Genomic DNA, 21,113 nt, shown 5'->3' on the forward strand with positions numbered 1-21,113 from the left:
ATTGTGGAAAAGCTAAATCGCCTTCAAAGCGGAATAGAAGGGCTGGATGCTCTGCTCAAGGGCGGGCTAGTCGCAGGTGCCTCCTACATTATCCAGGGGCGCCCAGGATCGGGTAAAACCATCCTCGCCAATCAACTGGGATTCAATCATGCGCGCAACGGGGGCCGAGTACTGGTGGCCACGTTGCTGGCCGAGTCCCACGACCGTTTATTTCAGTTCCTCTCGACCCTGAACTTCTTTGATGTTTCCCGGGTGGGGGCCGAAATTCAGTTCGTCAGTGCATTTGACACCCTTGAGAACGACGGTCTCGATGAAGTGGTCAAGCTGCTTCGGCGTGAGATCAGTCGCCAGAAGGCCACCGTGTTAGTGGTCGACGGCTTGCTCAATGCACGCTCCAAGGCTGACTCGCCCATCGACACCAAGAAATTCATTTCCGAGCTGCAAGGGCACGCTGCGTTCGCCGGTTGTACGGTGCTGTTTCTCACCAGTTCCCGGTTGGACGACGGCAGTCCTGAGCACACCATGGTTGATGGTGTGATCGAGATGGGTGAAGAGCTTCACGGCAGCCGTTCAGTGCGCCGTATTCAATTGCGCAAGACTCGGGGCAGTGGTGCACTGACCGGATTGCACGAGTGTGAAATCACCGACGATGGCCTGGTGGTTTATCCGCGTCTGGAAAGCCTCTACAGCCATCCGTCTTTACCTGACAGTGCTGATCTGACGCGTATCACCAGCGGCATCGGTTCGCTGGACGCCATCATCGGCGGTGGCCTGCACAGTTCCTCCGTTACCCTCGTCATGGGGCCTTCCGGCGTCGGGAAAACCACATTGGGGCTCCGGTTCCTCGCTGAGTCGACAGTGGAAGCGCCGGGCCTGCATTTCGGTTTTTATGAAAGCCCGCAGCGGTTACGCCTCAAAGGCCAATCGCTGGGTATTGATATCAAGGGTATGGAAGAAATTGGTGCGCTGAGTCTTGCCTGGCAACCCACGACAGAAGGCCTGCTCGACGGTCTCGGCGCACGTCTGCTGAAAATAGTTGAGGAAAAGGGCATCAAGCGCCTGTTCATCGACAGCTTGAGCGGCATGACCCGAGTGTCGACAAACCCGGCACGTATCACTGATTTCTACAGCGCCCTGATGAGCGAGCTTCGTGCCCGTGGCGTAACGGTATTTGCCTCATGGGAGATGCGTGACGTTTTTGGTTCGGAGGTCAGTTCTCCGACTCCGGACCTGTCCAGTATTGTCGATAACCTGCTGCTGATGCGTTTCTTCGAGATTCAATCTGAACTAAGAAGAATGCTTTCGATTCTTAAGGTACGAGATAGCTTCTACGATCCTTCGCTTCTTGAAGTGGTAATCCATGAAAACGGCGTTGACCTGAAGAAGGCATCAAGAAATGCATTGGCTGTCCCTAATGATTCTTCGCTGCCGGGCTCAACGTCCTAAGTCTCTGATTCGGGTTGAATTGACATGACCACCATCCTGGTCGTCGACGACGAGTATTTGATCGCTGACATTCTCGGCTATGCGCTGGAGGATGAGGGGTACATGGTCGTAAAAGCGAGCAATGGCCAGAAAGCACTCGAGGTCCTGGAGCGCGAGCGGCCAGCGTTGATCATCACCGACTTCATGATGCCGGTCATGGATGGCCAGGAGTTTGCCGAAGCGGTTCGTGCTCTGCCGGCAGTCAAACACTTGCCCATCATTCTGATCAGCGGAGCCCAGGCACATATTGGTATGGAGCGGTCGGACTTGTTCAATGCGGTGTTGAAAAAGCCGTTCAACATTGACTTGGTCATCGCTGAAGTTCGCCAACTCCTGGCTGAAGCCTGAATCGCAGCACACGGGCGTGTGCCTGGCTTCTGATTGGCGCTTGCCTCCAGGGGAAGCCTCACAAAAAAGGCCCTGTACAACAGGGCCTTGGGTAGAACCTAGAACTTGTAGCCAATACCGACCATGTACACCATCGGGTCAACATCCACATTGACCTTGGCCCGAGTGCCCTGGCCCAGCGCGTTGTTGTCCACGGTGGCCTTGGTGCTGATGTCGATGTAGCGCGCCTGGGCGTTGATCATCCACTTGTCGTTGATCATGTAGTCCGCACCGATCTGCGCCGCCCAACCCCAGGAGTTTTCCGCCTTGAAGTTGCTGAAGCCGGCCTGCTCGGCGCGGCTGCCGACGTGCTCGTCGTAGATCCAGGTGTAGTTGATACCGGCGCCGATGTACGGCTGGAATACCGACTTGCTGTCCAGCGGGTAGTACACGACGCTCAGGGTCGGTGGCAGGTGCTTCAGCGTACCGAGCTTGCCGTTGGCAGCGCCCAGGGCGGTGTTCTTGATCTTCACATCATGTTCGAACGGCGTGGCCGCCAGCAGTTCGATACCCCAGTGGCTGGTGAACATGTAGGCGAAGTTCAAACCCAGTTGAGTGTCGCTGCTCATGGTCGCCTTGCCGCCCAGGTTGGTCCCGGCCAGCGGGCCCTGGTCAACCTTGACACTGCTGCTGTCCGCTTTCGGGTTGACGGTGATGGCACCGGCGCGAATCAGGATGTCACCCGCTTCGTGAGCGTGGGCAACAGGGGCGACGAGGGCGAGCGCGACAAGCGACGCGCCGAGCAGGGACTTGTTCATGGGAGCTCCAAAGGACGTTATTAATTGCTTGTGTCCAATGGTAAAGATCGTAACGTTCGAGCTTTTGACTCAGCTCAATGAAAGCGCAATCACGGGTTATTCCTGCAACTCGTACACATAGATCTTGTCGGCATCCATCTGGTAGCCGGCATCGGCCAGTTCACTGCTGGACGGTTTGACCTGCATCTGGCCTTCGATCCAGTACGGCTGATACAACTCGTCGAGCTTCACGCCGACTTCGCTTTTGACATGCACGATCTGGTTCGACGGCGGTGGCGGCACGTGAATGCAGGCGCCGAAATACGGCACCAGCAGGAACTCCGTGGTGCGGCCTTCCTCGCTGACTTCCAGCGGCACGATATAACCCGGCAGGCGGATGTGCTTGCCGTCCAGGCTTTGTACGACCGGCGCGTTGGGCAGGTCCTGCTTGGCGGCCGGCGCTGACTCCACCGACAACGCATCGGCCATGCCCGACAAGTCGTGCAGCGGTTTCATGTTGGGGATTTCCGGCGGCGCGTCCGGCGGGATCATCTCCTGCCACGACAGGTCCTTGGGCTGGTCTTCAGCCCACACGGGCAGGGCCACCAGCAGTAACAGTGCGAGCACGACGCGACGCATCAACAGCTTCCTCATAAACGTATCGACAGGCCGTCGGCCAACGATTGCCGGTAGGCGCGCCAGGCCGGCACGCTGCCCATCAGCAGGGCTGCGACGAGAATACCGCCCAACAAAGTCCATTCATATTCGCTCGGCAACGACAGCGGCAGGTCCAGGCCGTAATTGGCCTGCAAATACCCGCGCGACGCGGCGATGCACACATACAGCAGCCCGACGCCGGCGATCACGCCCGACAATGCCAGGGCGAAGGCTTCGAAGATCAGCAAGGTCGCAATATGCCAGGGCCGTGCGCCCACCGAACGCAGGATTGCCATTTCCCGGCGGCGCTCGTTGAGGCTGGTGAGGATCGCGGTGAGCATGCCGATCAAACCGGTCAGTACCACGAACAGCGAGATCACGAACAGCGCTTTTTCAGCCGTGCCCATCATGCTCCACAGTTCTTGCAGCGCCACGCCCGGCAGGATCGCCAGCATCGGCTCGCCACGGAACTCGTTGATCTCCCGTTGCAGGGCGAAGGTGGAAATCTTGTTGTTCAAACCGAGCATGAACGCGGTGATGGCTTGGGGCGTCAGGTCCATGTTGCGAGCCTGGTCGGCGCTGATCCGGCCTTTGCCCTGGGCCGGCACGCCGTTGTGCCAGTCGATGTGAATCGCTTCCATGCCCCCGAGGCTGATATGCAGTGTGCGGTCCACCGGAGTGCCGGTGCGCTTGAGAATGCCGACCACGGTGAAGGGCTTGTCGTCGTGCTTGACCAGGCTGACCACCGCCACGCCGTGGGCCAGCACCAGCTTGTCGCCGAGCTTGTAATGCAGCGCGTCGGCCACTTCGGCGCCGAGCACCACTTCGAATGGATCGGTGGCGAAGGCGCGGCCGCTGGCCAGTTCCAGGTTCTGCCGGCGGCCGTATTGATAGTGTTCGAAATAGGATTCGTTGGTGCCCATCACGCGGTAGCCACGGTGGGAGTCGCCAAGGGAAATCGGGATCGCCCATTTTACCTGCGGGTTGGCCGCGAAGTGCTCGTAGCTGTCCCAGCGAATGTTGTTGGTGGCGTTGCCGATGCGGAACACCGAATACAGCAGCAAATTCACCGAGCCGGAGCGCGCGCCGACGATCAGGTCGGTACCGCTGATGGTGCTGGCGAAGCTGGCGCGGGCTTCGGTGCGTACCCGTTCCACCGCCAGCAACAGGCACACCGACAGGGCGATGGCGAAGGCGGTGAGGATCGCGGTAAAGCGGCGGTTAGCCAGGCTGGCCATGGCTAGTCGAAACAAATACATCTCAAACCTCTGCGGGCGTGGCGGCGCGATTGAGTTCGGCCAGCGACAGGTTGCGGTCGAACAGCGGCGCCAGGCTCTGGTCATGGCTGACGAACAACAGGCTGGCGCCTGCTTCGCGGCATTCGGCGAACAGCAACTGAATGAAGGCTTCCCGGGCGTCGTAGTCCAGGGCCGAGGTCGGCTCGTCGGCGATCACCAGCTCCGGCTGGCCGATCAGCGCACGGGCAGCGGCCACCCGTTGTTGTTGGCCGATGGACAGGGAGTCGGCGCGGCGCTCCAGCAGGCTCTTGTCCTTCAGGCCCAGGTGGGCGAGCAAGGTCGCGGCAGCCTGGTCGACGCTGCCGTGACGCTGGATTGCCCGCTGCGCCCGTAACGTTGAAAAGTGGCAGGGCAACTCGACGTTCTCGCGCACCGAGAGAAACGGCAACAGGTTGAACTGCTGGAAGATGTAGCCGGTGTGGTCGACCCGGAAACGGTCGCGGGCGCCGGCCGAGAGTTCGGTCAGCTCCTGGCCCAGCAGGCGAATGCTGCCCCGGCTGGGCTTTTGCACACCGCCCAACAGGCCCAGCAGGGTGGTCTTGCCACTGCCGCTGGGGCCCTTGAGGAACAGGGTTTCCCCCGGCTCCAGGCGGAACGTGGGGATGTCCAGCAACTGTGGGTGACCGGGCCAATTGAAGCCCAGGTCAGACAGTTCGATAAGTGCTTGGGTCATAGGGAGGTCAGTGGTCTGGCTCGATTTGGATGATGACACCGATCAACTGTAGGAGCTGGCTTGCCTGCGATGCAGACGCCGCGGTGCTCCAGAAACACCGCGGTGATGCCATCGCAGGCAAGCCAGCTCCTACAGTGTGGTGTTTACATCAGAATTTCAGGGTGGCTGCTGTGGCCGTCGCTTCCACACCCTGCTGGCCGCTCGGGCCAATGAGTTGTACCTGAATTTTCTGGGTGGCGGGGAAGGTCTTGAACACCTGGGTCAGGTCGAGGTTGCTCAGGGCGGTCGGCGTGGCGCAAGTGAACTGGTAGTGAGCGTGGATTTCGCTGTGGTCGTGGTGATGTTCGTGGGCGGCGGCGCCTTTGCCATCGGTGGCGTGGTCGTCATCGTCTTCATCGTGGTCGGCTTCAGGCTTGTCGCCGAACAGCGGGCTGTTCAGTTCCTGGGTGCTGATCACGCAACCGGCGGCCTTGGGCAGGCTGAACAGCACCAAAGGTTGTTCAAGTTGTTTGCGGGCAGCGGCGACCTTGGCTTTGTCGGCGGACGTTGTAGCGAGGTGTTCGAAGCCCACCAGGTTCATCGCCGGGCTGTCCAGTTCCAGCTCCAGGGCCTGGCCGTCGAGCACCGCATTGAGGCGACCCACGCCGTGTTCGTGGGCACCGAGGCTGCCGTGCTCGTGATCATGGTCGTGCTCGTCGGCAGCCTGGGCGATGGCCAGTGGCAACAGGGCAAACGGCAAAGCGAGCAGCAAACGGCGCATGGTGGAGCTCCCGGACAAAGATGAAAGTTTTGTTATGTGATCTTATAACAATTTTGCGAGGAGTTTGACCGCCTGCTTGGCGTAGCGCAAGACGCGTGGGAGCATGCTCGTCAGAAAAGTGCGGGAGTAAGTGCGATGTTGAGAATTCGTGGAACCGTCGGTGACCTGCCGGTGGACTTGACCCTGGAGCTGGATGACGGCGATTGGGCCCGGCTGGGCGCGCAGTTGCAGGCCAGCAAAACCCCGAGTGCGGAACCGGTAGTGACGCCGGCGGCGGGTAACCTGGACGAGAGCCTGTGGCAGGCCGCCCAGGATTTACTGCGCAAGGCCGGGCAACTCAACGGCCTGGAATTGCTTGATCAGTTGGAAGGCCTGGCCGGCAGCGCCTCGGCGGGCAAGCGCCTGCTGGTGCGCCTGCGCCATAGCGCCAAGGTCAAGGTAGCCAGCGGCGGGGATACGCCGCTGTACAGTTGGATCGAGTAAGGCTTAATACAGCGCGGCGAACAGCTTGCGGCGGTACACGGTGACCAGCGGATGATCGTTGCCGAGCAGTTCGAACACCTGCAGCAGCGTCTTGTGGGGCAGGCCTTCGCTGTAGCTGCGGTTGCGGATGAACAGCTTGAGCAAGCCATCCAGCGCGGCGTCGTATTGCTGGCGCGCCAGTTGTTGCACGGCCAGTTGGTACACCGCCTCGTCATCCTGCGGGTTTTGCGCCAGGCGGGCTTTCAGGTCTGCGGCGTCCGGCAGGTCGGCGGCCTGGCGCAGGAAAGTGATCTGCGCCTTGGCGCCGGCCAGTGCGGCCTTGTGATCATCGCTCTTGACCGCGTCGAGCACGGTTTGCGCTTCGCCCAGTTCACCGCGCTCGGCCAGGCAGCGTGCGTACAGGATCAGCGCGGCGGCGTTGGTGTTGTCTTCGCCAAGCAGGGTGACCAGCACGGCCTCGGCGTCGGTGATACGGCCTTCGGCAAACAGCGCCTGGGCCTGCTCCAGTGGATCGGCAGCCGCCGGTGGTGGCATCTGCACATGGGGCTCCAGCATCGCGCGCACGGCGGATTCAGGCTGCGCACCGGCAAACCCATCCACTGGCTGGCCATCCTTGAACAGCACCACGGTCGGCAGGCTGCGAATGCCAAAGCGCGAGACCACGTCCGGCTCGGCATCGCAATCGACCTTGGCCAGCAGCAACTCACCCTGATAACTCTCGGCAATCTGCGCGAGCATCGGCATCAACGCCTTGCACGGCGCGCACCACTCGGCCCAGAAATCCACCAGCACGGGTTTTTCGAAGGAGTTCTGGATCACCGCCTGATCGAAGGTGGCGGTGGTGGCATCGAAGATGTACGGCGTGGGCTCACTCATGGGGAATCTCGAAGAAAGCAGGAATGGGGCAACTATAAAGACTGGAGGAGGCGACCGGAAGCTATGCCGCGATTAAGCGCGTACAGGATGCCAGAAAGGGTCCTGGTACCAGTCTTGAGGAAAACCCATCGCTTTGAGTGGGACAGGTCGCCGAGTGTGAGTTCTTCCAGCATTGCCCAGCCGGGCATGAGTGGTGGTTGGTCGTAGGTGGTGGGGTAGTGTCGGGCGTAACTCTCTTTTGCTCTCTGGCGTTTGAGATGGGCTTTGCGACCGCTTTCGGCTTGCAACCGATCTATTCGCAGGCATTCGCGCTCATAGTCTCGGATAGCGGCACATTGCTTGGACTGCAATGTTGCGAGTAGGCGTTGGTGGTCAAATGCCTGTTGAAACATTCCGATATCGGTATACCAATGGCTGCCATAGTTGGGCCCCATATGGTTACTGATCATCGAGCGGGTCGCTATTTCCACGCGTTCAATGGCATCCATGCTCAACAATCGAAGCCTGCGGTCAAAGTCGTAGAGTCGAGTTAGCTGACGAAAACCTGTGCCATCGCGAAATCGATGATCGACATCCCCCGATTGCTGAAAAGGGCGCATGTAGGGGCTCAATCGGAAAAAACTGACGGACTGCAAGAAACACTGCGCACGAGCTTCATCTTGAATGAGCAAGCCACGTTGTTTGAGCAGTTCTATCTGGGAGGGGACATCAATGGCAGGTTTGTCGAACGTTCTCATGCCCAAAAAACGCCAGGCATAAAAAACCCGCACAATTTGTGCTTAGTCACTTGCGCGACCAGAGGCATGGCGGGTGTATTGCGGCAAAGATTAGGCAGTAGCGGTAACGTTTGCAAGCTTTTTGAGCAAGAGGCGACGGATGCAAATCGGGGGTTTGGCATACCGTTTGGTCGTCCAGGTAGCGTGCGAGAGGCGGCCATTTTCCACGCTACGCTGAAGACTGTCTTAGCCCATCTGTTACTGGAGATTTGCGGGTTTGATAGGCGCGACTATCGCTGCGAATGGTACAGGCTCACCTTGCGAAACTCCCACGGCTCGGCCAGGTCGGGCAGTGTCAGGGCGTCGAGGATACCCAGGCGCTGATACTCCGGGTGCTGGAAGTCCCGAACCCGGGAATCGGCGACCAGCGCTTCGCGGCCGCGTGTCAGGAATTGATCCAGCAGCGGCAGGTTCGCCCGGTCGTACAGCACATCGGCGACCAGGATCAGGTCAAACCGGTCGGCTTCGGTGAAGAAGTCTTCTGAATAGCCCAGTGTTACGCCGTTGAGTTCGGCATTCGCCCGGCAGGCAGCCAGGGCCAGCGGATCCAGGTCGCACGCCACCACTTCCAGCGCTCCGGCCTTTACCGCGGCAATCCCGGCAACACCCGAACCTGCGCCGAAATCCAGCACCCGCTTACCCGCGACCCACTCGGGGTTGGCCGCCAGGTATCGCGCCAGCGCCAGGCCACTGGCCCAGCAAAAGCTCCAGTACGGCGGCTCATGCAGGATGCGCCGGGTTTCTTCGGGGCTGAAGGCGCGGTCCATGTTGTCGGCGTCCAGTAACCACAGCGACAACTCGGTGCCCGGCAGCGGGCAGGGCACCAGTTGGGCGTCGCCGATCAGTTCGCTCAGTGCGCGTTGCAGGTCCAGCGGTGGCGTCATGGTGCGGGAACGAGTTGCAGCGGCCCGGTGGTCTGGGTGATCGCCTGGGTGATGCGCACCGGCGGCAGGTGCAGGATCAACTGGCCGGACTGGCTGGCGCGACCACGCAATTCAACGCGCCCGCCCGCCGGGAACGCTTGCGGGTTGAAGCGCAGGCGGAAGGCCAGGGGCTTGTTGTTGCCGATCAGCACGCTGCTGGCCAGCAGTTGTTGCGGGCGCGAACGGTCGTCGATCACCAGCAGCGCCAGTTCGACTTCGGCACCCGCCGGTATACCGTTCAATTGGCCGCTGACCTCACGCTGGTAGGCGGGCAACGGGCCGAGATCTTCTTCCACACCCGGCAGTTTTTTCTCTTGTTGCGGTGCCGGAGCCGGCGCCGCAGGTTTTGGGGCATGGCTGCTGCAGGCGACCAGAAAACCGAGCAACGTGAGCAAAACAAGTGGTCGTAACTGCATGTACGGCTCCAGAAAGGACAAAATCCGTGGCTTAAAAAATATGAAACATAATAGTCAGCCTATATACCGTAAAGGCTATGGCTTGTCTTGCCACAGGGATGCGCTACCATGGCCCTCCCATTTTTTGTTGCCTGCCACCATGCACTGTCCCTTCTGCGGTGCCAACGACACCAAGGTCATTGACTCGCGTCTGGTCGCCGAGGGCGAACAGGTGCGTCGCCGGCGTGAATGCCTGGCCTCTGGCTGCGGTGAACGTTTCACCACCTTCGAAACCGCCGAACTGGTATTGCCACGTCTGATCAAGACCGACGGCAGTCGCCAGCCTTTCGACGAAGAAAAACTGCGCGCCGGAATGCAGCGCGCCCTGGAAAAACGCCCGGTGAGTGTCGAGCGGCTGGAAGCGGCACTGGTGCATATCAAGCACAAGCTGCGCGCCACCGGCGAGCGCGAAGTCAAATCCCTGGTGGTTGGAGAACTGGTGATGGGCGAGCTGCAAAAGCTCGACGAAGTCGCCTATATCCGTTTCGCCTCGGTGTATCGACGCTTCCAGGACCTCAACGAGTTCCGCGAAGAGATCGACCGCCTGGCCCGTGAGCCGGTAAAAGAATGAACCCACCTTCGGCAGAACAAGCGGTACTCGACGCCCATTACATGGCCCGTGCCCTGGAACTGGCGCGCAAGGGCCTGTACACCACCCACCCCAACCCCCGGGTTGGCTGCGTGATCGTGCGTGACGGGCAGGTTGTCGGCGAAGGCTGGCACGTGCGCACCGGCGAACCCCATGCGGAAGTCCATGCCCTGCGGGCAGCGGGCGACAAAGCCCGGGGCGCCACGGCCTACGTGACCCTTGAACCGTGCAGCCACCACGGGCACACACCGCCGTGCGCCGATGCCTTGGTGAATGCCGGCCTGGCCCGTGTGGTGGCAGCGATGCAGGACCCGAATCCGGAAGTCGCCGGGCGTGGCATGCGCCGCCTGGCCCAGGCCGGGATCGAGACCCACAGCGGCTTGCTGGAAAACGAAGCGCGGGCGCTTAACCCGGGCTTTCTCAAGCGCATGGAGCATGGCCTGCCGTTTGTGCGGGTCAAGTTGGCCATGAGCCTGGACGGTCGCACCGCGATGGCCAACGGCGAAAGCCAATGGATCACCGGCCCGGCCGCCCGTGCCGCTGTGCAGCGCCTGCGTGCCCAGGCCAGTGTGGTGCTGACCGGCGCCGACACGGTGCTGGCCGATGGTGCTCGCCTGACCGTGCGCGCCGCCGAGCTGGGCCTGGATGAAGAAACCACCGCCCTGGCGATGTCCCGTCCGCCGCTGCGTGTGCTGATCGACGGCCGCCTGCGGGTGCCGCTGAATGCGCCGTTCTTCAAGGCTGGCCCCGCGCTGGTCATCACCTGCGTGACGCCGGACAACCAGTACCCCACAGGCCCCGAGTGCCTGGTGGTGCCGGGTGTCGACGGCCAGGTCGACCTGCGTTCCGCGCTGGTGGCCCTGGCGGCCCGTGGTGTCAACGAAGTGTTGGTGGAAGCCGGCCCAAGCCTGGCGGGTGCCTTCGCCCAGCAAGGGCTGGTGGACGAGTACGTGATATTCGTCGCCGGCAAGTTTCTTGGCTCTGCCGCCCGGCCTTTGCTGGACTGGCCGCTTGAGAAACTGGCCGACGCCCCCCAACTCAAGATCACTGAAATGCGCGCTGTTGGCGATGACTGGAGAGTCACTGCCATCCCTCTGCCATCAGCGAGCGTATAATTCCTGGCCTGCGCCACGTCTTCAGGAGAACGGCATGTTCACCGGCATTATCGAATCCATCGGCAGCATCCGTGCAATGACCCCAAAAGGCGGCGATGTACGCCTGCTGGTTGAAACCGGCAAGCTCGACCTGAGCGACGTCAAACTGGGCGACAGCATCGCCGTCAGCGGTGTGTGCCTGACCGTCATCGAATTGCCTGGCAACGGCTTTGCCGCCGATGTCAGCCGGGAAACCCTGGACTGCACCGCGATGAACGACCTCAAGAGCGGCAGCCCGGTGAACCTGGAAAAAGCCCTGACCCCGACCACCCGTCTCGGTGGGCACCTGGTCAGCGGCCACGTCGACGGGGTCGGCGAAGTGGTTGCCCGCAGCGAAAACGCGCGTGCCGTGGAATTTCGCATTCGCGCACCGAAAGAGCTGGCCAAGTACATCGCCCACAAAGGCTCGATCACCGTCGACGGCACGAGCCTGACGGTGAACGCCGTGAATGGCGCCGAATTTGAACTGACCATCATTCCCCACACCCTGAGCGAAACCATCATGGCGTCGTACCAGCCGGGTCGCCGGGTGAACCTGGAAGTGGACTTGCTTGCCCGTTACCTGGAGCGCCTGTTGTTGGGCGATAAGGCCGCAGAGTCTGACTCTCTTCAAGGGCCCGCCGGGAACATCACTGAAAGTTTTTTAGCCGCTAACGGCTACCTTAAATCCTGACCCAAGGGGGTGCCGCGTGGCGCTCAACAGCATCGAAGAACTGGTTGAAGACATCCGCCAAGGCAAGATGGTCATCCTCATGGATGACGAAGACCGCGAGAACGAAGGCGACCTGATCATGGCCGCCGAGTGCTGCCAGCCGGAACACATCAACTTCATGGCCAAGCACGCCCGTGGCCTGATCTGCATGCCGATGAGCCGCGAGCGCTGCGAGTTGTTGAAGCTGCCGTTGATGGCGCCGCGCAATGGTTCCGGGTTTGGCACCAAGTTCACCGTGTCCATCGAAGCCACTACCGGTGTCACCACCGGTATCTCCGCTGCTGACCGCGCCCGCACCGTACAAGCCGCTGCCGCGAAAGACGCCAAGGCCGAAGATATCGTCAGCCCTGGCCACATCTTCCCGCTGATGGCCCAGCCGGGTGGCACCCTGGCTCGCGCCGGCCACACCGAAGCGGCCTGCGACCTGGCGCGCATGGCCGGTTTCGAGCCGAGCGGTGTGATCTGCGAAGTGATGAACGACGACGGCACCATGTCCCGTCGCGCCGAGCTGGAAGAATTTGCCGCGCTGCACAACATCAAGATCGGCACCATTGCCGACCTGATCCACTACCGGATGATCCACGAACGTACCGTTCAGCGGATTGCCGAGCAGCCGCTGGACAGCGAACTGGGCCAGTTCAACCTGGTGACCTATCGCGATTCCGTGGAAGGCGACGTGCACATGGCCCTGACCCTGGGCACCATCTGCGCTGAAGAGCCGACCCTGGTGCGGGTGCACAACATGGACCCGCTGCGGGACCTGCTGATGGTCAAGCAGCCGGGGCGCTGGAGCCTGCGGGCCGCGATGTCCGCGGTGTCCGAGGCCGGCAGCGGTGTTGTATTGCTGCTGGGCCATCCGCTGGATGGCGACGTGCTGCTGGCGCATATCCGCGAAACCGCCGACCACGCGCCGGTGAAAAAACCGACCACCTACAGCATCGTCGGGGCCGGTTCGCAGATCCTGCGGGACCTGGGCGTGCGCAAAATGCGCCTGATGAGTGCGCCAATGAAATTTAATGCCATATCCGGTTTCGACCTGGAAGTAGTAGAATACGTGCCCTCCGAATAAAGGCCGGCGTTGTTTGCCCCTTGTTCGCGGTTCAAATATCACTGAGGGGCGCGCACTAAGCGCGTCCCGGCTCTTTAAGAGATTTGTCGAATGACCCTGAAGACCATCGAAGGTACCTTCATCGCCCCCAAAGGCCGCTATGCCCTGGTGGTTGGCCGCTTCAACAGCTTCGTGGTTGAAAGCCTGGTAAGCGGTGCCGTGGATGCCCTGGTTCGCCACGGTGTGAGCGAAAGCGACATCACTATCATCCGCGCTCCTGGCGCCTTCGAAATTCCACTGGTTGCGCAGAAAGTTGCACAGCAGGGTGAATACGCGGCGATCATCGCCCTGGGCGCGGTCATTCGTGGCGGCACTCCGCACTTCGAATACGTGGCTGGCGAATGCACCAAGGGCCTGGCCCAGGTGTCCATGGAGTTCGGCGTGCCGGTCGCCTTTGGCGTGCTGACCGTTGATTCCATCGAACAAGCCATCGAGCGTTCCGGCACCAAGGCCGGCAACAAAGGTGCTGAAGCTGCCCTGTCCGCCCTGGAAATGGTCAGCCTGCTGGCGCAGTTGGAGGCCAAGTGATTAGCGACGACAGCGATCAGTTCAACCCCCAGGACCCGCGCCCGGCAGACGCCGGCAAGCCATCGAAAAGCGAAAAGCGTCGTTCGGCCCGCCAGCTCGCGACCCAGGCTTTGTACCAGCGCCACATGGCGAAAACCTCGCTGAACGAAATCGAGGCGCAGTTTCGCGTCGACAACGATTTCAGCGCGGCCGATGCCAGCTACTTCCACGACATCCTGCACGGTGTTCCGGCCAACCTGGCGGAGATCGACGCTGCACTGACGCCGTGCCTGGACCTGGCGATCGAAGAGCTGGACCCGGTTGAACTGGCCGTACTGCGCCTGTCCACCTGGGAACTGCTCAAGCGCGTCGACGTGCCTTACCGCGTTGTGATCAACGAAGGGATCGAACTGGCGAAAGTCTACGGTTCCACCGACGGTCACAAGTTCGTCAACGGCGTGCTCGACAAGCTGGCCCCGCGCCTGCGTGAAGCCGAAGTGAAGGCGTACAAGCGCTAACTGGCGCTTGCTGACGCAATGGGCGAGTTTGAGCTGATCCGCAACTACTTCGCCGCCGCGCCCTGTGCGCAGGGCGGCGAAGGCATTGCACTGGGGATTGGCGACGACTGCGCCTTGCTGGCTGTTCCTCCCGGGGAACAGCTGGCGATTTCTACCGATACCCTGGTGGCCGGCGTGCATTTTGCCGACCCCTGCGATCCGTTTCTGCTCGGCCAGCGCTCGCTGGCCCTGGCAGTCAGCGATCTGGCGGCCATGGGCGCCAATCCCCTCGCGTTTACCCTTGCCCTCACCACCCCGACGGTTGATGCCGATTGGCTGCAACGCTATGCCCAGGGCTTGAACGCCATGGCCCAGGGTTGTGGCGTGGTTCTGGTGGGTGGCGACACCACCCGTGGGCCGCTGAGCCTGACCATGACCGTGTTTGGCCGGGTGCCGGCGGGCCAGGCCTTGACCCGCAGCGGCGCGCGGCCTGGCGACTTGCTGTGTGTGGGCGGTGAGCTGGGTAACGCAGCGGGCGCCTTGCCGCTGGTCCTGGGGCAGCGCACGGCGGAGGCGGCTATCGCCGAGCCGCTGCTGGCCCATTACTGGTCGCCGCAACCGCAGTTGGCGCTGGGCTTGGCGTTGCGGGGCAAGGCCACGTCTGCCATGGATATTTCCGACGGCCTTTTAGCTGATTGCGGGCATATCGCCAAGGCGTCGGCTGTCAGCTTGTTGATCGAGCAGCAAAAACTGCCGTTGTCCGCCGCCTTGCTGGCGTTCGTCGGTGAGGCGGATGCCCGGGTGGCCGCGTTGAGCGGGGGGGACGACTACGTACTGGCGTTCACCTTGCCGCCCGCCGAACTGGCGCCGCTGTTGGCCGCCGGTGTACCGGTCCATGTAATCGGCCGGGTCGAGGCGGGGCAGGGCGTTACCCTGCTGGATGCGTCTGGCCAGGACGTCACGCCGGCCATTCGTGGCTATCAACATTTCTGAAAGGCATAGAACCAAGCTGAAGGCCAATCGAACCTATTGATCTTTATTAGCGATAATTCAGCTTAAGCGTCTGTAGGAACCTACTGTTACAATCCCTCCCCTGTGAAATCTGAAATCAGGAGCACAAGGTGCCCGTCGTTTTCGTCGCCGCTTCCAAGCTGCCAACCCCTTTTGCCACGTTCACCATGAATGGCTTTCTCGAAGAAGCCACCGGGCGCGAACACGTTGTTCTCAGCCTCGGTGACGTGGCGGACGGTGCCCCGGTCCTCGGTCGCGTGCACTCCGAGTGCCTGACCGGCGATGCGCTGTTCAGCCAGCGCTGTGACTGCGGCTCGCAACTGGAAGCCGCCCTGCAGGCCATCGCCCGCGAAGGCCGTGGCGTGTTGCTGTACCTGCGTCAGGAAGGCCGTGGCATTGGCCTGCTGAACAAGATCCGCGCCTATGAGCTGCAAGATGGCGGCGCCGACACTGTGGAAGCCAACGAGCGCCTCGGTTTTGCCGCTGACCAGCGCGACTATGGGATCTGCCTGCCGATGCTCCAGCACCTGGGCGTCAAATCCCTGCGGCTGATGACCAACAACCCGCGCAAGGTCAAAGCCTTGACCGACATGGGCATCACCGTCGCCGAGCGCGTGCCGCTGCACACCGGCCACAACCCGCACAACAAGCTCTACCTGGCCACCAAGGCCAGCAAGCTCGACCACATGATGGGCAACGAGCACCAGGGCGAGGCCGACCGGGCGTGACGCGCGGCCAGGTCAAGCGGCGACTGTCGTTTAACTGGTGGCAATACCTGGCGTTGGCGCTGGCGCCGTTGTTTGTGATCAACCTCGTGTTTGGCAAGGCCGAGCCTCTGCTGCCGGTGCTGGCGATGCCGTTTTTTATCGCCGGCGTAGCCTCGATGTTTGTCAGCCTGCGTTACTTTCACGGCTATAAACACGCGCTGATCGCCACCGGCAAAGCCCTCGATACCCCTGAAGAACCGGCTGCCTGGATCACCCTCGCGGCCCGCCGTCGTGTGGCGTTGCTGGTGGCTGCACTGCCGGCCTGGGTCGGCGCGCTGGCTGTGTTTGTCGGGCTGGAAGCGGTGCCGCTGTTTCTGTTGGCATTGTCGACCCTGGTGCTGTTCTACCTCTACCGCATCCCGCGCCAGTTGGGTTGATGCGCGTCTGGCTGGCGGTGTTGTTGATGGCAGTCGCGGCCCAGGCTGCGGCGGTTGAGCGGGTGGTCAGCCTTGCGCCTTCCTTGTCTGAAATCGTCGTTGAGCTGGGTGCGGCCGAGTTACTGGTGGGCGTGCTGGATGGCGGCGAGCGGCCACAGGCGTTGGCGAACGTGCCGTCTGTGGGCAACTACGGGCAGTTGGACATGGAACGGCTGCTCAGCCTCAAGCCCGACCTGATCCTGATTTGGCCCGGCAGCGTCGGCCCGGGCCCGCGTGAACAGCTGCAACGCCTGAACATCCCGGTATTTGTCGCCGAACCCCACAGCCTCGAACAACTCACCTCACAGGTCGAAACCATTGCCCGGCAACTCGGGCGGGATGACGCCGGCCGGCAATTGGCCGCGCAGTTGCGTCAGCGCTTGGCCGAGTTGCGCTCACGCTATCACCGGGCCGAGCCGTTGCGGGTGTTTTATCAGGTGTGGAACCAGCCGCTGTACACCGTGGGTGGCGGGCAGATCATCAGCGATGCGCTGAGTGTGTGCGGCGCGCGCAATGTGTTCGATGACCTGAAATTACCGGCACCGCAGGTCAGCATTGAGTCGGTGTTGCAGCGTAATCCCGAGGTGATTCTGGCGGGCGATCAAGCGCAGCTGGATGCCTGGAAGGCCTGGCCCCAGGTGGCGGCGGTAGCGAACGGGCATTTGCTGCTGGTGCCCGACAAGGGCCTGGAACGGCCCAGCGGGCAGATGCTGGAAGCGGTGGCGCGGTTGTGTCAGGTTCTTGCTCCGGGGCTGTGAGACCGCTTTCGCAGGCAAGCCAGCTCCCACATTTGACCGAGTCGTCTGGATAAGCACGGTCCCCTGTGGGAGCCGGGCTTGCCCGCGATGAGGCCGGTGCAGGCGACTTAGAGTTCCGGCGTCCAGGTCACCCCGAACATCAGTGCCCGGCCTTCTTCCCGATAGCCATATTGCTGGCCTTGATACTGATACAGCGCCCGGCTGTAGTCCTTGTTCAGCAGGTTATCGAGCTTCATTTCCAGCGTGACTTCATGGTTCACCGCCCAACTGCCCCGTAGCCCCAGCAAGCCATACCCGCCCAGGCGTTGCTGGTTCGCCGCATCGTCGTAGCTGCTGCTGACCGCTTGCCAGCTGGCACCGACGCCGAATTGATCGAATTGGCGATCCAGGTCCAGGCTCAGGGTGCGCCGGGCTCGACGCGCCAGTGTGCGCCCGGTGTCGCGGTCGCGTGGGTCGATCAATGCAACGGCGAGGCTGCTTTGCCAGCCGAACAGTTCTTGCTTGAGCGCCGCCTCGAAGCCGTTGATGCGTGCGGCGCTGACGTTTTGCGGGCCGTTGCTGGCAAACACGATCGCGTCCTGAATATCGGTGCGGTACAGCGAGGCTTCCAGTCGGCTGCTGTCGCTGAGCTGGCTGCGCCACTGCACTTCGTAGCTTTTCGATGTCTCGGGCTTGAGGTTCGGGTTACTGTTTTTGAAGCCGAATTCGTCCGGGTAGTAGAGGTCGTTGAACGTAGGCGCGCGGAAGCCTTCGCTGTAGCTCAGCAACAGATCATTGTCCGGGTTCAGCGGCAGGGTGAAGGTGCCGCTCCAGCTGTTGTGGCCGCCGAACTGTTGGTTATCGTCGCGACGCAGGCCCAGTTCGGTGGAAAAGGACTGGGCTTGAAAACGGTGCTGGATAAACGCCGCTCGATTCCAGCGACTGTCTTCGGCGAACGCTGTGCTGCTGTTGACCTGGTCCTCGTACCAGTCGCCGCCCAGGATCAGGCTGTTCTGCTCATTGAGGGTCAGGTCGTTCTGCCAATTCAGTGAGTTGCGGTAAGTGTTGAACACGCTGCGTTCGGTGCTGAGCTTGTCCCGGGTTTCTTCGCGGTTTTCGCTGTGGCCCGCTTCCAGCCGGGACTTCCACGTGTCATTGATACGCGCGTCAACATAGGTGCTGACACTGCTCACGGTGAAGTGGGTGTAGGGCTTTTGCTGGAAGCTTTGGAAGGTGGTCGAATCGAAGCGACCGAACGGGTTGTCGAATTCGCTTTTGCCGCGGTTATCCAGCACGTTCACACCCGCTTCGAGGTCATCGTTGAAGGCATGGCTCAGGCTGAAACTGATGGCCTGGTTGCGATAGGCGTCATGGTCACGGTCGCTGGGATAGGAGTCGTACGTGCGATTGATTCCGGCCGTGTCATCCAGGCTGGCGCCGAGGTTGAAGCGGGTTTGCGCATCGCCGCCGGACAAGCCCAGGCTGCGTTCCCATGTCTGGTTGCTGCCAAATCCCACATGCAGGCGGGGTTGCAGGCCGGACTCGTTACCACGCCGGGTGAAAATCTGGATCACCCCGCCAATCGCATCGCTGCCGTAGATCACCGAGCGCGAACCACGCAGGACTTCCACGCGTTCGATCTGCTGGATGTTCAGGTGCTGCAGGTTGCTGTCGCCGGAAGTCGAGTTGCCGATGCGCTGGCCGTCGACCAGCACCAGGCTCTGGGCCGACTTGGTGCCACGAATGTAGACGCTTGCCAGACTGCCACGGCCACCGGCCTGTGAAACCTGCACCCCGGGCACGCGGCTGAGCAAGTCGGTCACGCTGGTGGGTTGCAGGCGGTCGATGTCGTCGCGGGTGAAGACGGTGTTGGCGGCGCTGCTGTCGTTGCGCGCCTGGACCTGGCGGTTGGCGCTGATCACCATGTCGGGCAGCTTGAGGGCTTGGTCGCGTTCGAAACTGTCGGCGAGCAGGTCGGTGGCGGGCAGTAACAGAAGGGGCAGGGCGAGGCGAAGGCGGTTCATGGGCTGTCCGTAGCATTTGAAGTTGGCATAAAACAAATGTGGGAGCGGGCTTGCTCGCGAAGGCGCAGTGTCAGTCAATGCATCTGTCGACTGACCCAGCGCTTTCGCGAGCAAGCCCGCTCCCACATTTTTAATCGCGTTTCTACAGGCCCAGCAGGGCCATGCGCTGACGAACCGAAGCTTCAATCCCGGATTCATCCAGCCCGCACTCGGCCAGCATCTGCGCCGGCTTGGCATGCTCGACATACACATCCGGCAAGCCCAGGTGCAGCACCGACTTGAGGATATTCTCCCGTGCCAGGAACTCACTGACTGCCGCACCGGCGCCGCCCATGATGGCGTTTTCTTCGATGGTCACCAGCAGCTCATGGCTGCCGGCGATCTCGCGCACCAGGGCCTCGTCCAGTGGCTTGACGAAACGCATGTCTACCACCGTGGCGTCGATCTTCTCGGCCACTTTCAAGGCTTCAGCCAATTGCACGCCGAACACCAGCAAGGCAACGCCGCTGCCCTGGCGGCGGACGATACCCTTGCCGATTTCGATAGGCTCAAGGTCCTTTTCGATCACCGCATTCGGACCATTCCCCCGCGGATAGCGCACAGCCGCCGGGCCGTTGTACAGGTGGCCGGTGCTGAGCATCTTGCGCAGTTCGTTCTCGTCGCTCGGGGTCATCACCAGCATGCCGGGGATGCAGCGCAGGTACGAGAGGTCGAAGCTGCCGGCATGGGTCGGGCCGTCTTCGCCCACCAGGCCCGCACGGTCGATGGCGAACAGTACGTCGAGGTTCTGCACCGCGACGTCATGAATCAACTGGTCATAACCGCGTTGCAGGAACGTAGAGTAGATCGCGACTACCGGCTTGGCGCCTTCACAGGCCATGCCCGCGGCGAAGGTCACCGCGTGTTGCTCGGCGATGGCCACGTCGAAATAGCGCAGCGGGAAACGCTCGCTGAACGCCACCAGGTCGGAACCTTCCTTCATCGCCGGGGTGATGCCCACCAGGCGCGGGTCGGCGGCGGCCATGTCACACAGCCATTCGCCGAACACACCGGAATACTTTGGCCCGCTGGGCTTCTTCGGCGCGGCGGCCGGGGCGTTCAGCGGTTCCAGCTTGGTGATCGCGTGGTAACCAATCGGGTCGACTTCCGCCGGGGCGAAGCCTTTGCCTTTCTTGGTCACGATATGCAGGAACTGCGGGCCTTTAAGGTCACGCATGTTGCGCAGGGTGGCGATCAGGGTTGGCAGGTCATGGCCGTCGATCGGGCCGATGTAGTTCCAGCCCAGCTCTTCGAACAGGGTGCCGGGAACCAGCATGCCCTTGGCATATTCTTCGGTACGACGGGCAATTTCCCACGCGCCGGGCAGACGCGAGAGCACCTTCTTGCTGCCTTCACGCATGCTTGCGTAAGTGCGGCTGGAGAGGATTTTTGCCAGGTAATTCGACAGGCCACCGACATTGCGCGAGATCGACATGTCGTTGTCGTTGAGGATCACCAGCATGTTGGCGTCCACTTCCGGCGCGTGGTTCAGCGCCTCGAAGGCCATGCCGGCGGTCAACGCGCCATCACCGATCACCGCAATCGCCTTGCGATCGCTGTTTTGCAGGCGGGCGGCAATCGCCATGCCCAACGCTGCACTGATAGAGGTGCTGGAGTGGCCGACGCCAAAGGTGTCGTACTCGCTCTCGGAGCGGCGCGGGAAGGCGGCGATGCCATCCTTCTGGCGCAGTGTGGCCATGCGCTCGCGGCGTCCGGTGAGAATCTTGTGCGGATAGGCCTGATGACCCACGTCCCACACCAGCCGGTCGTCCGGAGTGTCGAATACGTAATGCAGCGCAATGGTCAGCTCGATGACGCCCAGGCCGGCACCGAAATGCCCACCGGTCTGGCCGACCGTGTAGAGCAATTCCAGGCGCAACTCATCGGCCAGGGTTTCCAGCTCGGCTTCACCCAGGCGGCGCAGGCCGGCTGGCGTGTTGGCACGGTCCAGCAGGGGCGTGGCCGGGCGCTTGCGGGGAATCTCTTGAAACGTCGTGGGCATCAGGCGAATCGTTATAGGTATAGAAGAGGCGGCAGTTTAC

24 protein-coding genes are annotated in these 21,113 nt (G+C 61.8%); 13 read left to right on the top strand and 11 right to left on the bottom strand.

Annotated features, from left to right (window positions below):
- The first annotated feature begins 3 nt into the window (after positions 1-3).
- Together HX807_RS23820 and HX807_RS23825 are read left to right on the top strand one after the other, a co-directional pair.
- Positions 4-1,446: an ATPase domain-containing protein gene (locus HX807_RS23820; RefSeq protein ID WP_102605741.1), complete on the top strand. Its 1,443-nt coding sequence runs from the start codon at positions 4-6 to the stop codon at positions 1,444-1,446.
- Positions 1,447-1,470: 24 nt separating this feature from the next.
- Entirely contained in the window at positions 1,471-1,833 is a 363-nt protein-coding gene (locus tag HX807_RS23825; protein ID WP_003210009.1) for a response regulator, read from the top strand.
- Between the two features lie 98 nt (positions 1,834-1,931).
- Here HX807_RS23825 and HX807_RS23830 read toward each other — a convergent pair whose 3' ends face one another.
- The 5 genes from HX807_RS23830 to HX807_RS23850 form a co-directional block, all read right to left on the bottom strand.
- The gene (locus HX807_RS23830; RefSeq protein WP_102369992.1) at positions 1,932-2,630 is read right to left on the bottom strand and encodes an OmpW family protein; all 699 of its coding nucleotides are present in this window, start codon (positions 2,628-2,630) and stop codon (positions 1,932-1,934) included.
- Positions 2,631-2,726: 96 nt separating this feature from the next.
- The gene (locus HX807_RS23835; RefSeq protein ID WP_008436468.1) at positions 2,727-3,248 is read right to left on the bottom strand and encodes a DUF3299 domain-containing protein; all 522 of its coding nucleotides are present in this window, start codon (positions 3,246-3,248) and stop codon (positions 2,727-2,729) included.
- A gap of 11 nt (positions 3,249-3,259) precedes the next feature.
- Positions 3,260-4,525 (bottom strand): ABC transporter permease, encoded by a 1,266-nt coding sequence (locus tag HX807_RS23840; protein WP_003210004.1) that lies wholly within the window; start codon positions 4,523-4,525, stop codon positions 3,260-3,262.
- Between the two features lies 1 nt (position 4,526).
- Positions 4,527-5,237: an ABC transporter ATP-binding protein gene (locus HX807_RS23845; protein ID WP_008436477.1), complete on the bottom strand. Its 711-nt coding sequence runs from the start codon at positions 5,235-5,237 to the stop codon at positions 4,527-4,529.
- Between the two features lie 148 nt (positions 5,238-5,385).
- On the bottom strand, positions 5,386-5,997 hold the full coding sequence (locus tag HX807_RS23850) for a DUF2796 domain-containing protein (protein ID WP_003209999.1): 612 nt from the start codon (positions 5,995-5,997) through the stop codon (positions 5,386-5,388).
- Positions 5,998-6,132: 135 nt separating this feature from the next.
- Here HX807_RS23850 and HX807_RS23855 point away from each other — a divergent pair, with 135 nt between their 5' ends.
- The gene (locus tag HX807_RS23855; protein WP_003209997.1) at positions 6,133-6,480 is read left to right on the top strand and encodes a hypothetical protein; all 348 of its coding nucleotides are present in this window, start codon (positions 6,133-6,135) and stop codon (positions 6,478-6,480) included.
- 3 nt (positions 6,481-6,483) lie between these two features.
- On the opposite strand, the gene trxA is transcribed toward HX807_RS23855, so the two are convergent.
- The 4 genes from trxA to HX807_RS23875 form a co-directional block, all read right to left on the bottom strand.
- Positions 6,484-7,356, bottom strand: a complete 873-nt coding sequence (trxA, locus tag HX807_RS23860; protein ID WP_003209995.1) for a thioredoxin — start codon at positions 7,354-7,356, stop codon at positions 6,484-6,486.
- A gap of 32 nt (positions 7,357-7,388) precedes the next feature.
- Positions 7,389-8,093 carry an Abi family protein gene (locus tag HX807_RS23865; protein ID WP_173883019.1) on the bottom strand — a complete coding sequence of 235 codons (705 nt, stop codon included), beginning with the start codon at positions 8,091-8,093 and terminating at the stop codon, positions 7,389-7,391.
- Between the two features lie 269 nt (positions 8,094-8,362).
- The gene (locus HX807_RS23870; RefSeq protein ID WP_177051298.1) at positions 8,363-9,016 is read right to left on the bottom strand and encodes a methyltransferase; all 654 of its coding nucleotides are present in this window, start codon (positions 9,014-9,016) and stop codon (positions 8,363-8,365) included.
- Positions 9,013-9,471: a YbaY family lipoprotein gene (locus tag HX807_RS23875; protein WP_003209991.1), complete on the bottom strand. Its 459-nt coding sequence runs from the start codon at positions 9,469-9,471 to the stop codon at positions 9,013-9,015. Before HX807_RS23875 ends, HX807_RS23870 begins: the two co-directional genes overlap by 4 nt.
- A 139-nt stretch (positions 9,472-9,610) precedes the next feature.
- Here HX807_RS23875 and nrdR point away from each other — a divergent pair, with 139 nt between their 5' ends.
- The 10 genes from nrdR to HX807_RS23925 all read left to right on the top strand — a co-directional run bounded on the left by nrdR (position 9,611) and on the right by HX807_RS23925 (position 17,029).
- Entirely contained in the window at positions 9,611-10,081 is a 471-nt protein-coding gene (nrdR, locus tag HX807_RS23880; protein WP_003209990.1) for a transcriptional regulator NrdR, read from the top strand.
- Positions 10,078-11,214 carry a bifunctional diaminohydroxyphosphoribosylaminopyrimidine deaminase/5-amino-6-(5-phosphoribosylamino)uracil reductase RibD gene (gene ribD / locus HX807_RS23885; protein ID WP_003209989.1) on the top strand — a complete coding sequence of 379 codons (1,137 nt, stop codon included), beginning with the start codon at positions 10,078-10,080 and terminating at the stop codon, positions 11,212-11,214. The genes nrdR and ribD overlap by 4 nt, the downstream gene beginning before the upstream one ends.
- A 34-nt stretch (positions 11,215-11,248) precedes the next feature.
- Positions 11,249-11,926: a riboflavin synthase gene (locus HX807_RS23890; protein WP_003209988.1), complete on the top strand. Its 678-nt coding sequence runs from the start codon at positions 11,249-11,251 to the stop codon at positions 11,924-11,926.
- Between the two features lie 16 nt (positions 11,927-11,942).
- Complete coding sequence (ribBA, locus tag HX807_RS23895) at positions 11,943-13,034, top strand: bifunctional 3,4-dihydroxy-2-butanone-4-phosphate synthase/GTP cyclohydrolase II (protein ID WP_003209987.1); 1,092 nt, start codon at positions 11,943-11,945, stop codon at positions 13,032-13,034.
- 90 nt (positions 13,035-13,124) lie between these two features.
- Entirely contained in the window at positions 13,125-13,601 is a 477-nt protein-coding gene (gene ribE / locus HX807_RS23900; RefSeq protein ID WP_003209986.1) for a 6,7-dimethyl-8-ribityllumazine synthase, read from the top strand.
- On the top strand, positions 13,598-14,098 hold the full coding sequence (nusB, locus tag HX807_RS23905; RefSeq protein ID WP_003209985.1) for a transcription antitermination factor NusB: 501 nt from the start codon (positions 13,598-13,600) through the stop codon (positions 14,096-14,098). Before ribE ends, nusB begins: the two co-directional genes overlap by 4 nt.
- 18 nt (positions 14,099-14,116) lie before the next feature.
- Positions 14,117-15,070, top strand: coding sequence for a thiamine-phosphate kinase (gene thiL, locus HX807_RS23910; protein WP_177051300.1), 954 nt, complete (start codon positions 14,117-14,119; stop codon positions 15,068-15,070).
- Positions 15,071-15,198: 128 nt separating this feature from the next.
- Positions 15,199-15,816, top strand: a complete 618-nt coding sequence (gene ribA / locus HX807_RS23915) for a GTP cyclohydrolase II (RefSeq protein ID WP_003209983.1) — start codon at positions 15,199-15,201, stop codon at positions 15,814-15,816.
- Positions 15,813-16,232, top strand: a complete 420-nt coding sequence (locus HX807_RS23920) for a nuclear FMR1 interacting 1 family protein (protein ID WP_008436498.1) — start codon at positions 15,813-15,815, stop codon at positions 16,230-16,232. Before ribA ends, HX807_RS23920 begins: the two co-directional genes overlap by 4 nt.
- A complete protein-coding gene (locus HX807_RS23925; RefSeq protein WP_177051302.1) occupies positions 16,232-17,029 on the top strand; it encodes a cobalamin-binding protein in 798 nt (265 codons plus the stop codon). Before HX807_RS23920 ends, HX807_RS23925 begins: the two co-directional genes overlap by 1 nt.
- 107 nt (positions 17,030-17,136) lie before the next feature.
- On the opposite strand, the gene HX807_RS23930 is transcribed toward HX807_RS23925, so the two are convergent.
- Together HX807_RS23930 and dxs are read right to left on the bottom strand one after the other, a co-directional pair.
- A complete protein-coding gene (locus tag HX807_RS23930) occupies positions 17,137-19,032 on the bottom strand; it encodes a TonB-dependent receptor domain-containing protein (RefSeq protein ID WP_177020923.1) in 1,896 nt (631 codons plus the stop codon).
- A gap of 142 nt (positions 19,033-19,174) precedes the next feature.
- Positions 19,175-21,073 carry a 1-deoxy-D-xylulose-5-phosphate synthase gene (gene dxs, locus HX807_RS23935; protein WP_008436502.1) on the bottom strand — a complete coding sequence of 633 codons (1,899 nt, stop codon included), beginning with the start codon at positions 21,071-21,073 and terminating at the stop codon, positions 19,175-19,177.
- Positions 21,074-21,113 lie beyond the last annotated feature (40 nt).

Source organism: Pseudomonas sp. D8002 (genome assembly GCF_013385695.1).
GTDB lineage: Bacteria > Pseudomonadota > Gammaproteobacteria > Pseudomonadales > Pseudomonadaceae > Aquipseudomonas.

Excerpts from the sequence above, each read along its gene's own strand:
- HX807_RS23890 (WP_003209988.1), top strand. The coding sequence starts at position 11,249 with ATGTTCACCGGCATTATCGAATCCATCGGCAGCATCCGTGCAATGACC.
- HX807_RS23855 (WP_003209997.1), top strand. The coding sequence starts at position 6,133 with ATGTTGAGAATTCGTGGAACCGTCGGTGACCTGCCGGTGGACTTGACC.
- dxs (WP_008436502.1), bottom strand. The coding sequence starts at position 21,073 with ATGCCCACGACGTTTCAAGAGATTCCCCGCAAGCGCCCGGCCACGCCC.
- HX807_RS23840 (WP_003210004.1), bottom strand. The coding sequence starts at position 4,525 with ATGTATTTGTTTCGACTAGCCATGGCCAGCCTGGCTAACCGCCGCTTT.
- HX807_RS23830 (WP_102369992.1), bottom strand. The coding sequence starts at position 2,630 with ATGAACAAGTCCCTGCTCGGCGCGTCGCTTGTCGCGCTCGCCCTCGTC.
- HX807_RS23850 (WP_003209999.1), bottom strand. The coding sequence starts at position 5,997 with ATGCGCCGTTTGCTGCTCGCTTTGCCGTTTGCCCTGTTGCCACTGGCC.
- ribE (WP_003209986.1), top strand. The coding sequence starts at position 13,125 with ATGACCCTGAAGACCATCGAAGGTACCTTCATCGCCCCCAAAGGCCGC.
- HX807_RS23865 (WP_173883019.1), bottom strand. The coding sequence starts at position 8,093 with ATGAGAACGTTCGACAAACCTGCCATTGATGTCCCCTCCCAGATAGAA.
- thiL (WP_177051300.1), top strand. The coding sequence starts at position 14,117 with ATGGGCGAGTTTGAGCTGATCCGCAACTACTTCGCCGCCGCGCCCTGT.
- trxA (WP_003209995.1), bottom strand. The coding sequence starts at position 7,356 with ATGAGTGAGCCCACGCCGTACATCTTCGATGCCACCACCGCCACCTTC.
- HX807_RS23875 (WP_003209991.1), bottom strand. The coding sequence starts at position 9,471 with ATGCAGTTACGACCACTTGTTTTGCTCACGTTGCTCGGTTTTCTGGTC.
- HX807_RS23930 (WP_177020923.1), bottom strand. The coding sequence starts at position 19,032 with ATGAACCGCCTTCGCCTCGCCCTGCCCCTTCTGTTACTGCCCGCCACC.
- ribD (WP_003209989.1), top strand. The coding sequence starts at position 10,078 with ATGAACCCACCTTCGGCAGAACAAGCGGTACTCGACGCCCATTACATG.
- HX807_RS23835 (WP_008436468.1), bottom strand. The coding sequence starts at position 3,248 with ATGCGTCGCGTCGTGCTCGCACTGTTACTGCTGGTGGCCCTGCCCGTG.
- HX807_RS23825 (WP_003210009.1), top strand. The coding sequence starts at position 1,471 with ATGACCACCATCCTGGTCGTCGACGACGAGTATTTGATCGCTGACATT.
- HX807_RS23925 (WP_177051302.1), top strand. The coding sequence starts at position 16,232 with ATGCGCGTCTGGCTGGCGGTGTTGTTGATGGCAGTCGCGGCCCAGGCT.
- HX807_RS23845 (WP_008436477.1), bottom strand. The coding sequence starts at position 5,237 with ATGACCCAAGCACTTATCGAACTGTCTGACCTGGGCTTCAATTGGCCC.
- nrdR (WP_003209990.1), top strand. The coding sequence starts at position 9,611 with ATGCACTGTCCCTTCTGCGGTGCCAACGACACCAAGGTCATTGACTCG.
- HX807_RS23870 (WP_177051298.1), bottom strand. The coding sequence starts at position 9,016 with ATGACGCCACCGCTGGACCTGCAACGCGCACTGAGCGAACTGATCGGC.